General features: G+C 68.6%; 11 protein-coding genes. 6 read left to right on the top strand and 5 right to left on the bottom strand.

Annotated elements, in window-relative coordinates; translation table 11 throughout:
* Positions 1 to 28 precede the first annotated feature (28 nt).
* The 5 genes from KEG38_RS05075 (at position 29) to KEG38_RS05095 (ending at position 6,448) form a co-directional block, all read left to right on the top strand.
* Entirely contained in the window at positions 29 to 1,513 is a 1,485-nt protein-coding gene (locus KEG38_RS05075) for an MlaD family protein (RefSeq protein ID WP_272417885.1), read from the top strand.
* 180 nt (positions 1,514 to 1,693) lie between these two features.
* A complete protein-coding gene (locus tag KEG38_RS05080) occupies positions 1,694 to 2,140 on the top strand; it encodes a hypothetical protein (protein ID WP_272417886.1) in 447 nt (148 codons plus the stop codon).
* A 295-nt stretch (positions 2,141 to 2,435) separates the two neighbouring features.
* Complete coding sequence (locus KEG38_RS05085) at positions 2,436 to 3,500, top strand: hypothetical protein (protein ID WP_272417887.1); 1,065 nt, start codon at positions 2,436 to 2,438, stop codon at positions 3,498 to 3,500.
* Positions 3,501 to 3,556: 56 nt separating this feature from the next.
* Positions 3,557 to 5,188, top strand: coding sequence for a multiheme c-type cytochrome (locus KEG38_RS05090; protein WP_272417888.1), 1,632 nt, complete (start codon positions 3,557 to 3,559; stop codon positions 5,186 to 5,188).
* Positions 5,189 to 5,440: 252 nt separating this feature from the next.
* Entirely contained in the window at positions 5,441 to 6,448 is a 1,008-nt protein-coding gene (locus tag KEG38_RS05095) for a FliH/SctL family protein (protein WP_272417889.1), read from the top strand.
* 203 nt (positions 6,449 to 6,651) lie between these two features.
* On the opposite strand, the gene KEG38_RS05100 is transcribed toward KEG38_RS05095, so the two are convergent.
* Positions 6,652 to 7,356, bottom strand: coding sequence for a small ribosomal subunit Rsm22 family protein (locus tag KEG38_RS05100; protein ID WP_272417890.1), 705 nt, complete (start codon positions 7,354 to 7,356; stop codon positions 6,652 to 6,654).
* A 211-nt stretch (positions 7,357 to 7,567) separates the two neighbouring features.
* Between KEG38_RS05100 and KEG38_RS05105 the strand changes: the two genes are divergently transcribed.
* Positions 7,568 to 8,782 (top strand): hypothetical protein, encoded by a 1,215-nt coding sequence (locus KEG38_RS05105; protein WP_272417891.1) that lies wholly within the window; start codon positions 7,568 to 7,570, stop codon positions 8,780 to 8,782.
* Between the two features lie 2 nt (positions 8,783 to 8,784).
* Here KEG38_RS05105 and KEG38_RS05110 read toward each other — a convergent pair whose 3' ends face one another.
* The 4 genes from KEG38_RS05110 to KEG38_RS05125 form a co-directional block, all read right to left on the bottom strand.
* Positions 8,785 to 9,198 (bottom strand): hypothetical protein, encoded by a 414-nt coding sequence (locus KEG38_RS05110; RefSeq protein WP_272417892.1) that lies wholly within the window; start codon positions 9,196 to 9,198, stop codon positions 8,785 to 8,787.
* Between the two features lie 150 nt (positions 9,199 to 9,348).
* Entirely contained in the window at positions 9,349 to 9,894 is a 546-nt protein-coding gene (locus KEG38_RS05115) for a hypothetical protein (protein ID WP_272417893.1), read from the bottom strand.
* On the bottom strand, positions 9,895 to 10,638 hold the full coding sequence (locus tag KEG38_RS05120) for a 3'-5' exonuclease (protein ID WP_272417894.1): 744 nt from the start codon (positions 10,636 to 10,638) through the stop codon (positions 9,895 to 9,897).
* Positions 10,635 to 11,678 carry a DsbA family protein gene (locus tag KEG38_RS05125; protein ID WP_272417895.1) on the bottom strand — a complete coding sequence of 348 codons (1,044 nt, stop codon included), beginning with the start codon at positions 11,676 to 11,678 and terminating at the stop codon, positions 10,635 to 10,637. Before KEG38_RS05125 ends, KEG38_RS05120 begins: the two co-directional genes overlap by 4 nt.
* Between the last annotated feature and the right edge of the window lie 118 nt (positions 11,679 to 11,796).

Genomic DNA, 11,796 nt, shown 5'->3' on the forward strand with positions numbered 1-11,796 from the left:
GAAAGGGGCGCGTCTCTTCGGCATTTCCGTGGTACGCTCGGTTTGCTTGGGCATCGAGGTCAATAAAGGCGCCAAGGTCGGCTTGATGACCGTCGCGCTCGCGGCTGCGGCGTACGGCGCGTATCGCTTCATCTCGCCGGATGCGGGCACCGAGAACGGTTATCGCGTCTGGGCGTACTTGCCCGACGTGACCGGCGTGGCGCCGCACTCGCGCGTGATGATCCAGGGCATCCAGGTTGGCACCGTGGATCGCATCTGGCTCGACGGCGGCAAAGCGCGCGTCGACATCAAGATGTTCCCGACGGCCCCGCTCTACGACAACGCGGCCATTGGCAAGCGCGCGACAAGCCTGATCGGCGAATACTACATCGTGCTCGCGCCCGGGACGGAAGGATATCCACGCATCCCGGATCAGGGGCAGATCACGCACTACATCGAGGAGCCCTCGATCCAGTCCTTGCAGGGGCAGGTCTCCGAGATCCTGAAGGACGTCAAGACGGTGACCGAGTCGTTGAAGGGCACCGTCGGCAGCGACACGGGCAAGGATCAGCTCGAAAAGATCCTGAAGAACCTCGCCGAGGTGACCGAGGCGCTGAACGAGACCGTCCGGGAGAACCGCACGGCGGTCCGCGACACGATCAACAACATCAACACGATCACCCAGAACTCGCAGCCGAACATCAACGCCATCCTCGACAACCTGCGGCAGGTGACGGGCGACGTCCGCAAGATGACGAGCGCCAACGGCGAGAACGGCAAGGCGGGCGAGCTCCGGAGCGCGGCGGCGCGCATCGACAAGGCGACGACCTCCCTCGAGAGCGCGCTTTCGCATGCGGACAACGTCGCGGCGCGGATCGATCGGGGCGAGGGCACGCTCGGAAAGCTCACGAAGGACGAGACGCTCATCAACGAGGTCGAGAGCGCCGTCGGCGACGTGGGCGAGCTCGTCGGCGGCATGGGCCGATTGCAGACGATCGTCGGCCTGCGGACCGATTACAACTTCCTCGCGAACACCATCAAGAGCTACGTCGAGCTGCGATTGCAGCCGTCCGAGGACAAATACTACCTCATCGAGCTCGTCAACGACCCGCGCGGCCTCACCACATTCGAGCAGATCGACGTCGACACGACGAACCCGAACGACCCGCCGCATTACCGCGAGATCCGTACGGTCACGACGAATGCCTTCCGCTTCTCGTTCCAGTTCGCCAAGCGTTTCGGCCCCTTCACGGGCCGCTTCGGCATCAAGGAGTCGACCGGCGGCATCGGCCTCGATTTGCATCTGCTCGATGATCGATTCGAGCTTCGGCAGGACCTCTTCGGCTTCGGCGAGCAGATCTCGCCGCGCTGGCGCGTCGCGCTCGCGTACGAGTTCATTCGCAAACTGTGGCTGCTCGGTGGCGTCGACGACATCCTGAATGCCGATCGCCGTGATTACTTCATCGGCCTTCAGCTCCGCTTCAACGACAAGGATCTGAAGACGATCCTGCCCTTCGCGCCGCCCGTGTTCTGAGATCGCGAAGGGTGCGGAGCCAGCGCCGCACCGTTCTCTCCGCAGGCGAGGGGCGCGGCGATCGCTCCGCAGCCGATTTTTCGCGCAAATCGCGAATTCGGAGCGGAAATGACCTCGGCACGGACCGTGCAATTCCTCCTCGCGAGCGCCGAGACAAGGCGCTGTCCCAAGGAGCCAGCCATGATGCACGTCCCCTCGTTCTTCCGCCCCCTCGCCGTCGCCCTTTGCCTCGCTTTCGCCGCCGCGCCCACGGTCGCTTTCGCGGGTGACGGCAGCGCCCCGGCCGGCGCCAAGGCCAAGGACGAGGCGGGCAAGAAGAAGCGCGTCGCCTTCCCGATCCCGGCCGATCAGTTCACGAAGCACCTGGAAAAGCGCATCGAGAAGGCACGCGGTCGCATGGAGAGCCACATGAAGGAGAAAAACCTCCCCGAGGCCGACCGCGCCGCACGCCGCAAGGCCTTCGACGCGAGCGCCACCGAGGTCCGCGCCGCCGCCAAGCGCGTCGCGCAGGACGGCACGGTCACGAAAGAGGAGGCCAAGGAGGTCCGCAAGCTCGCGAAGGGCCTCAAGCCGGGCGGCCACAAGAAGGGCCGCGACCACGGCAAGAAGCCTGGCAAGGCCGCCTGATCCGACGCTCGCGCCCCGCGCCGCTCACGCCCGCCTCGACCGGAGGCCCCTGCTGTACTACTGAACAACCGAACCCTGTTCACCCGGTCGAGGCGGCCCCGATAGCGTATCCTGCCAAACGTAGCGCCCGTTCGTCCGCTTGGAACCCCAACGGTTTTTTCTCGGTAGATCCTGCGTCGAACCTGGATCGAGAGCCCGGTTGACATGACCTGAAACTTCGTTCAGTATCCGGCCCAGGTCGCGCCTCGCCCGGACGTGCTGCTCGGGCCTGCTCGCGCGCGCCAGGGATGTCGCCATGACTCCGCCCAGCGCCAGTCATCGTGTCGTTTGCCTCGGAGTGCCCGGCGTGCCGGAGCTCGGGTGCGAAGAGACCAATGCCCGCGATATGTTTCGCCTGTTCAGCGGAGCACTCGGGCCGCCGGGGACCATCGCGACGTGTCTCGTCGGCGAGGACGCCACGAAAACGGCCGTAAAGCGCGTATTCGACGCGGCGTCGCGCGAGAGCGCGCCGTTTTTCGTGGTGTATTTCTCGGGTCGGGCCAGCGAAAAAGGGCTGCACGTCGCGGATGGGTGCATCGGCGCTGACACGCTCGCGCGTCATTTCGAGCGCGTCGCGGCGCCGTCGGTGCTGGTTGTCCTTGATCTCGTGGTCGGCGCCGTTCCCGATGAAGACGTCGTGCCGGCGTGGGTCGAAGCCTTCGCGCGCGCACGCAAAGGCCTGCGTGTGGCGGCGGCGCGCGCGACACGAATTGGCGCGGGCAGCGCGGGCGCGGGGCGGGGGCGGTTCACGGGCGCGCTGCTCGAAGCGTTGCAAACCTCCGAGGGCGATCTGGAGTTTCAGGGGGCGAAGTACATCTCGGATATGCGGGCGCTCGACCAGTCGCAGGCCATTTTGCAGCGGCGGTGGCATGCGACCCATTTGCCCGTCCGGATGGGGCCATTCGGGGAATTTCCGCTTGCGCGTTGCCAGGCTGTCGCGGGCATTGGAAAAGGCACGATTGTCGGGGTCGCGGCCGGGACGCGCCTCTCGGCGACGGTGCGTTATTCGATCGAAGGTCGCGCGTACGTGCCGACAGTGCTGCAGTACGCGCTCGAAGACACGAGCCAGGAGGTGCTCGGGGAGGGCGAGGTGATGGTGCTCCCCGACGGTCCGGTGTGCGTGGGTCGTCAGCGTATTCGCCTGCCCGCGCGCGTGCTCGCCGATCATACCGTCTGGGGGCCGACGCTCGAGCTTGGCGAGCGGGTGCACGTCCGCTGGCGCATCTCCCTGCGAGATGCTCGCGGTCGCACGCTCGATCGCAAGGTCTTCGGCCACGAATACGCCGCGCCGCCGAAGTCGTCCCGGCGTTCGCGACGCTAGTCGGCGGGGCGGCCGGGCGGCTCCGAAGCGCCGCGCCCTGTGCTACAAGCCGTCCGATGCCTCGCGCGCTCCCCAGCACGGCTCTCGTTCTGTCCCTCGTCCTCGGAGCCACCGTGGCCGCGTGTCAGGGTTGCCGTACGCCTCCGGCCGTCACCGCCGAGGAGGACGCAGCCTCCGCGCAGCCGACCCTACGCCTCTACCTCCTGAGCACGGTCGCCGGCGCGATCGAGCCGTGCGGCTGCACGAAGGATCAGCTCGGAGGCGTCGATCACCTGGCCGCGTTCCTCCGCGCGGAGTCGGCCGCGGCGCCTTCGAGCCTCGTGCTCGGCGCAGGTCCGATGCTCTTCGGCGAGCCGACGCTGCGGCCCGAGGAAGTGACGCAGCAGTCGTGGAAGGCGGAGACGCTCGCCGCGGCGGCGAAGGAGCTCGGGCTCGTGGCGTGGGCGCCCGGCTTGAACGACTGGGCGGCCGGCGGCGAGGCGCTCACGAAGTACGTCTCGACCGCGGGATCGGCGCTTCTCGCGGGCAACGTCGAGGGCGTGCCGGGCGTGACGAGCGTCGTGGTGCGCGAGGTGTCGGGCGTGAAGGTGGGGATCATCGGCGTGGCGGAGCCGCGGGATCGCGCGGGAAAACTGCCGGACGGGATCACCACGAAGCCCGCGCTCGATGCGATGAAGGCGGGGGTCTTGGAGGCGAAGAAGCAGGGCGCGCGCGTGCTCGTGGGGCTCGCGGCGATCCCGCGCGGCGATGCGCTGCGGCTGGCGGACGCGATCCCGGAGCTCGCGGTCCTCGTGCTCGGCAAGCCCCAGGAGACGGACCACAACAACGACGCGCCGAAGCCGCCGATGCGCGTGGGCTCGACGCTCGTCGTGGAAACGTCGAACCATCTACAAACGGTGGGCGTCGTGGATCTCTACGTGCGGGCGCGGGACGCGGAGGTGCTCTCGTTCGCGGACGCGAGCGGGATCGAGCGCGCCGAGGAGCTCGTCGTGCTCGCGGGCCGCATTCGCGACCTCGAGACGCGGATTCAGTCGTGGGAAAAGGGCGGCAAGGTGAAGGCCGAGGATCTCGCCGCGCGCAAGGCCGACCTCGAAAAGCTGCGCGCCGAGAAGGCGAAGCTCGAAGAGCCCATGCCTTCGCCGAAGGGCAGCTTCTTCCGGTACAAGCTCGTCGAGGTGCGCGAGAAGCTCGGCATCGAGCCGGCAATGGCGACCAAGCTCGTCGATTACTACAAGCGCGTGAACGAGCACAACCGCACGGCGTTCGCGGATCGCAAGCCCGCGGCCGCGCCGGCGGGGAAGGCGAGTTTCATCGGCATCGAGGCGTGCACGGTTTGCCATGACGAGGAGCGCAAGGTCTTCGACGGCACGGCGCACGCGAAGGCGTACGAGACGCTGGAAAAGGACTTCAAGGAGTTCAACCTCGATTGCGTGAGCTGCCACGTGACGGGCTATGACAAACCCGGTGGCTCGACGGTCACGTTCGTGGACAAACTCAAGGACGTGCAATGCGAGGAGTGCCACGGGCCGGGGTCGCTCCACGCGAAGAAACCGGACGCGAAGGGGCTCATCATCCTGAAGCCCGATCCGCAATCGTGCGTCTCGCAATGCCATCACCCGCCGCATGTCGAGAACTTCGATCCGGTGGCGAAGATGGACCTCGTGCTCGGGCCGGGGCACGGGAAGTAGGGCTTTCGCCGATGTCTGGCCCTCGCGAGGGTCGTCGCGGAGGGTGTGAGGAACGGTCTCACGGTCGGGCTGCGGGGCTGGTTTTCGGGTGGGAGCGGGGAGCTCGCGGGAGGTCTCGGGCGGGTATCCGCGGTTCCGATCCCCATTCCAGCGAGACGTGGCGTGATCGGAGGTCGCTGCTGCGCTCGTCACGCTCGTTCCTGGTAAAACGTTTTACTTGACGGAACCCCGCCCCGCCGGTACACGGCGCACGTGTCCCCCGAAGACGACAGCGTCGACTTGATCCTGCGCCACATCTCGCAGCGGTTCCCGGCCGAGCTCGCGCGTGGTCTCCTCGGCTGCGAAGGGCCTCTCACCGCCGCCGTGCTCGAGACCCAGGTCACCTCGCGCCACCGCGAGCTCGATCGCACGCTTGACGTACGCATCGACGGAGAGCGGAGGCTGCTCCACGTGGAATGGCAGACCGCGATGCCCGCCAACATGCCGTATCGGACCTACGAGTATCAAGCGCTGCTCGGCTTCGCGGTCGCGGAAGAGAACAAGAGCGGCCCGGAGCTCGTGCCGCCCATCGAGAGCATCGTCGTCCTCTTGGGCGGTCGTGAGGAGCCGTGGCCCCTCTATGGCACCTACCGGGTTTCCCCGCGGGGCGCGCCGTTTTCGGGGGTCCACTTCCGCATCGAGCCTGTCTACCAGCGGACGATCGCCGAGCTCGCCGCCTGGGGCAGCTTCTGGCTCGCGTTCGCGCCGCTCGCCGTGGACGCGGACGAACGTAGCGTCGCACGCGTGCTCGACGAGCTCCGCGCGCGCGTCCCGCCCTCGACGTTCGACGAGCTCGGCACGGCCATGGCCGTCCTTGCGGAAGCGGATCAACGCGAGCGGGGATTACGAGACGTGGTACGATCGCTGTTGCCGAGGGAGCTGGTGATGCAGAACTGGATCTACAAGGAAGGGCTGGAGGAAGGGTACGCGAAGGGTATCGAGAAGGGCATCGAGACGGGTATCGAGAAGGGCATCGAGAAGGGCATCGAGAAGGGTATCGAGAAGGGCATCGAGAAGGGCATCGAGAAGGGCATCCACGAGGGCCTCCGGCCGCTCGTTCACCTCTTCGAGCGCCGGCTCGGCCGTGCGCTGACCGAGCCCGAGCGCGCGACGTTGCTCGCGCGCATCCGCGCCGACGGCCCCGATCGGGTGGGCGACGCCGTCCTCGACCTTTCCCCGCAGGACCTCGCCGCCTGGATCGCCGCGACGAACGGCCATTGAGCGCCGCGCCCCCTCGCGCTCCCCATCCCCGCGCTGTCGCTGGCAGGTGGTCCGGTAAAACCACATCGCCCTCGCATACCGCCGCCGCGTGATCCATTGACGAGCGCGAGACCTGCGTCGACGCACGCGATCCGTCGACATGGCCGACCGAAGGGGGCCTGGCCGACGAAAATCCGGTGTCCGGCGCCGGTTTGCTTTCGCCTTCAGCCGCGCGGGGGCAGCACGACATTCATCATGACCCGCGTCGCATTGGCCTCGCCGTCTCCCGGCTGGGCGCGGATCACGACGCGGTCGCGGAAGCGGTACGTGCACTCGATCGACGAAAGCCCCGCCGCGTAGAGGCGCTCTTCGAGCTCCGGGAGTTGAAGCCTGCGCACGGGTCCGTCGAGGCCGCCGCGGGCCCAGGGCGCGCCGAGCGTCTCGACGAGGAACAAAGAGCCGCTCGGCGAGAGCATGGCCGAAAGCTCTTCGAGCGCTCGATCGAGCCACGCGATTCCGTCGCGCAACGTCCCGCCGCGCAGCTCCATGATGGGCATGAGCACGCTGCCCACCGTGACGACCGTGGCGAGCGGCGCGATCGCGAGCCCGCCTTCGCCGAGCCCCTGCGTGATCGACTTGATGCGTGTCGACCCGCGGTGGAGGGCCTCGGCGAGCGCACGTTCGGCGCGGATGATCTTCTGCACGTTCGGCTCGACCAGCGTGATCCGGCCGAGCTCGGGGTAGGCCGAGGCGACGAGGCGCGTGAGCTTGCCCGTGCCGGCGCCGACGTCGACGAGGTGATCGTCGGCGCCGAGCGGGGGGAGCGAGAGTACGAGCTCGCGGTAGTGCTCGGGTTCCCGCTCGGGCCCGGCCGTGAAGGTGGTGTCGTGCAGGTCGTACCAGTCGGGGTGCTCCCACGGGGGCATCATGCCCCGAGTTTATCGCGACGCCGCCGCCCGCGCCACGCCCGTCCGCCCGCGCGCCGGGGCCGCGCGCCGGGGCCGCGCATGCGCCTCGGGCGGGTTCGGCCGGACGTACCCTGGGTTTGCCCGCGGCAGGTTCGGACGACAAAAACACGCCCGCCGACAAACGTGGAGGTTGTCAAACCCGGCCGTGCCTTCTATAGTTTGCCCCGGAACGATGTTCGTCTGGACAACCAACGGCGCGACGCGCTGCGAGGGCTTCGACGAGACAGGCGCGCTCTTCGGCGGCCTCGGCGCGATCGTGCTCGGGGGATTTCTCGGGCTCGTCTTCTTGCCTGTGTCCTGGGGCCTCGTGGTCCTCGGTATCGTCGTCACCTTGTGCGTGGGCTGCCGGTATTCGATCCGGATTGGTACGGATGGCATTCGCCTCACGCTCTACCGGTTCTGGCTCGTTCCCGTGCACCGGCGGCATTCGTTGCTCGACGCGGACATCGACATCCATCACGACCTCGACGCGGCAGGCCCGAAGGGCCTCGTCATCCGCGAGCCGTACGCCGATCCCGGCTTCGACAACGAATCCGACGTGTTCGGGCCCCGCTTCGGTCCGCCGCGCCTTCTTCGGCTACACGCGCGGCTCGTGACCGCGCTCGAAGTTATGCGCGCGGCCGCGGCCCGTACGCCGGTGCCGCCGGAGCTGCGCAATTTCTGGCTGGGCCCGCAGATGGGCGCGTTCGACCTCGTCCGGGCCATTCGCGACCCGCGTGGGCGGCTCCGGCGGGTCCGTTCGGTCTCGCCCGTGTACGTCGGCGAGGTCGAGGTGCCGCCGGGATCCATTTTCCATTTCAATGAAGACCGCTTCCTCGATCCGCGCCGGGAGGACCGGCTGCACGAGGTGGTGCTCGGCGGTCCGATTTCGCTGCTCGGGAGGAGGGTCCGCCCGGGGGCGAGCCTCGTGTTCGCGCCCTCGGGCCGTTTGTCGAGCCTGCGCGGCGCATTCGAATCGGAGGTGGAGATCGACGGGACGTGGGTGAACGGGCGGGACGTGCTCTCCTTCAATGAAGACGGCGAGCTCATGGGATTCACGTTGGGCCGGGACGGGCGCGCGGCGGGTCGCTGTTTCCCCAAAGGGAGCCGCTTTCAATGCTGGCCGGCCGACGACGTGCTGCCCACGCGCTGGACCGTGCGCCTCGGGGGCACCTTGAAATTGCCCGACATCACGCTCCGCGCCGGCGAGTCGATCGAGCTCTCGGACGACATCAGCCGGATCACCGCCATCTGCCCGCGCCGTGACGTGAAGGCCTCCGGGCTCGTGGTGCGGGCCGGCATCGTGCCGATTCCGCTCCGCCAAGACGGGCGAATCGACGTGGCGGGTTGCTTGAAGAATGGAATCTTGCGGCCTCGCGAGGAGGCCGAGGAGCAACGAGGCTTCTGACCTCAGGCCTTCGGCATCGGCGGCGTCGGCACGAAGAACCCTTCGAATTCGTCCCAGCCTTCACGCGGGCCGGGGAAGCCGAGCACGGCGAGCGTGCGGCGCGCAGGCTCCACGACCGCGGACGGCAATTCTTCCTCGATGGGAGCGCCGCCGGGCAGCGCCTCGCAGATCTCCTCGACGAGCGTCGCCGCCTCGACCACGCGGCCGACGTCCCCCGAGAGCGAGCCGCTCCGTGTCCGGATGCCTTCCGCCGTGCGCACGAACGCGCGGAGCGTCTCCGCCGCCGAGGCGAGCGACTCCGGGCTCGCCGAGCGGACGGAGGCGAACACGCGGGGCGCCGCGAACAGGAAGAGGAGGTTCATGCACTGGGACATCGCATGCGCGACCTCGGCCGCGCGCGTGGCGCTCGCATTCATGGACAGGCATGGTACCACGGACTTTCAGCGTCGGAAAAGCCCTTCCCCACGTACAGCACGGCTACGACGTGGGAGGACCGCCGCTCCGTCCACAATGGAGAATGACCGTACGATCACTCTGCCGGCAAGGCGGAAAATCGTTTGGCGAGATTAAACGTTACGGTCCGGAGCCGGCTTTTCGGCCGGATGACGGCGCGCATATCCGAGGCGAGCGCCGAAAAAGCCGAAGACCGCGCCGAGGCCGCCGAGCAAGACGAGCAGAAGTGCCCAGGTCGGCGCGCCGGGACCCGGCGCAGGCGCAGCCGCCGCGAGCGCCCAGGCGAGGGCGGCCGCGACGAAACCGCCCACCGCGCCCTCCTTCGGCCCCGCCTTGCCGCCGAACCGACCCACGAGGAATCCGCCCGCGAGCGAGGCGATCAAAAACCCCGCGAGCTGCAAGCCGATGAACGCGAGCTGCGCGGAGAGCGGCACGACCATTTTGGCGTCCGCGGGCGCGGGGACGCCGAGCTCGGCCCGATCGACGATCCGCGCGCCGACCTTCGCCGCGATCGCCGCGAGCGGTAGCCAGACGAGGAACGTCGCGACCGCGCCGATCCCGGACCAGTGCCACGGCGGCCGATCCTCGGCGTCCGGCTCGTCCGGCGGCGGGCCCGCTTGCACGAGCGGGAGGCGTCGCTTCTTGTCGGGTGCGCTCACCTAGCTCGGCCTGCGCCAACGCGCGCGGGCCTCGTCCTGCATGCGGAGGAGCCGGCGTTGCTCCTGGATGAAGCTGCCGTAGGCGCGCGGGACGCGTGAATCCTTGGCGAGCGCGTAGAGCACGCGCAGCGCCGCCTCGGCGTCGTCGGTGGCGCGGTGCGCGTTGACGAGCTCGATGCCGAGCAGTGCGGCCATGTCGCCGAGCGCGCGGCTGCCCTCGTGCTTGTAGAGCTCGCGCGCGAACGTGAGCGGATCGATCCAGTCGACCTCGCGGCGCATCGCGGGCGGCGGGTTTTCGGGACGAACCGAGGCGCGCTCGAGCTCGGCGAGCAAGAAGCCGCGGTCGAAGACGGCGTTGTACGCGGCGGGGATCGCGCCCCCGAGTGTCGCGAGGAACTCGCCGGCGATCTCCGAGAACGCGGGCTTTCCGGCGACGTCCTCGTCGCGGATGCCGTGCACCGCGGTGGACTCGGCGGGGATCGGGCGGCCGGGGTTCACGAGCCAGCTGTGGCGCGCGACCACGTCGCCGCGGATGCCGATGACGACGGCGACCTCGACGAGCCGATCCTGCTGCGCGTTCTTGCCGGTGGTCTCGACGTCGAGGAAGGCGATCGGGTGATCGATCCACGGCGCGCTCGCGTCGAGCTCGGAGGCGACGCCGACGGCGCGCACCTTGAGCAGGTGCGCGATGCCGGGGTAGTGCCTCCCGGTCGGGAAGCAGCCGCAGGGATCGGCGACCTTCATTTCTTCGCGGGACCCGCCGCGGGCACGGCCGAACCGGCTGCGGGCACCGCGGAGCCGGCCGCGGGGATCGCGGAACCAGCCGCGGGCGCCGCCGAACCGGCCGCGGGGATCGCCGAACCTTCGGGCTTCGCGGGGGCCGGCGCTGGCTTGATGCCCGCGAGCTCGAGGTCGAGCTTGATCCACTCCTCGAGGTCTCCGTAGAGGTCCGTGAGTTTGCCGAGGTTGACCTCACGGCCGTTGATGAAGACCGTGGGCGTGCCTTCGAGGCCCACGCCGTCGGCTTGCTTCTTGTCCTTCTCGATGCGGCCGGTCGTGTCGTCCGAGACCATGTCCGCGCGGAACTTCACGGCGTCGAGCTCGAGCTTCTTCGCGTACCGTTCGAGGTCCGACTGCTCCAGCCGATCCTGGTTGTCGAATAGGAGATGGTGCATCTCCCAGAACTTGCCTTGCTTGAACGCCGCGTTCGCCGCGCGCGCGGAAATCTCGCCGTGGGGATGGCTCCCGAGCGGGTAGAACTTGTAGACGGCGCGCACCTGGCCCGGGAAACGCTTCACGAGGTCGTCGACCACCGGGTAAAACGCGCGGCACGCGGGGCACTCGAAGTCGGCCCACTCGACGATCGTCACGGGCGCGTCGGGCGGACCGAGCTCGGGCGAGCCGTCGGTCACCAGCGTCCGGACCTTCTTGGAATCGAAGCGAGCCGTGTACGCTTCCTCGCGCTCCTGCTTGCTACGCCCGGCTTGCACCTGTTTGAGCAGAAACTGTGCCGCGGGAAGACACGCCTTGCAGGGCCGGTTTTCCTGGATGCACTGGGTGATCGGGACCGGCGTCTCGGCGCAAGGGGCGAGCAGCGTCGAGACCTGCGCCGTCCACTCGCGTCGCTCCCGCGGCGTGAGCTGACCCAGCTCGACGCCCGGGATGCTCGGATCGGGCGCCGCCGAGGGAGCCGGCTTCGATTCGCTCCGGTCGGACGAACCATGACAGGCGCCGCCGCTCCCGAGAAGGGCCAAGAGGAGAGGCGACCATCGCAGTAGGGACATCGCGGCGCGAGCTTAGTCGGACCCTTCGCGGGGCGCTAGCCCCGGAGCTCCATGGGCGAACCGGGGTTTGGGGCGTAGCTCGGTTTGCCGAGCGTAGCCCCATGGGCGAACTGGGTGT

Origin of the sequence: Polyangium jinanense, from assembly GCF_028435265.1 — a bacterium.
In the GTDB taxonomy this organism is placed as follows: Bacteria; Myxococcota_A; Polyangia; order Polyangiales; family Polyangiaceae; genus Polyangium; species Polyangium jinanense.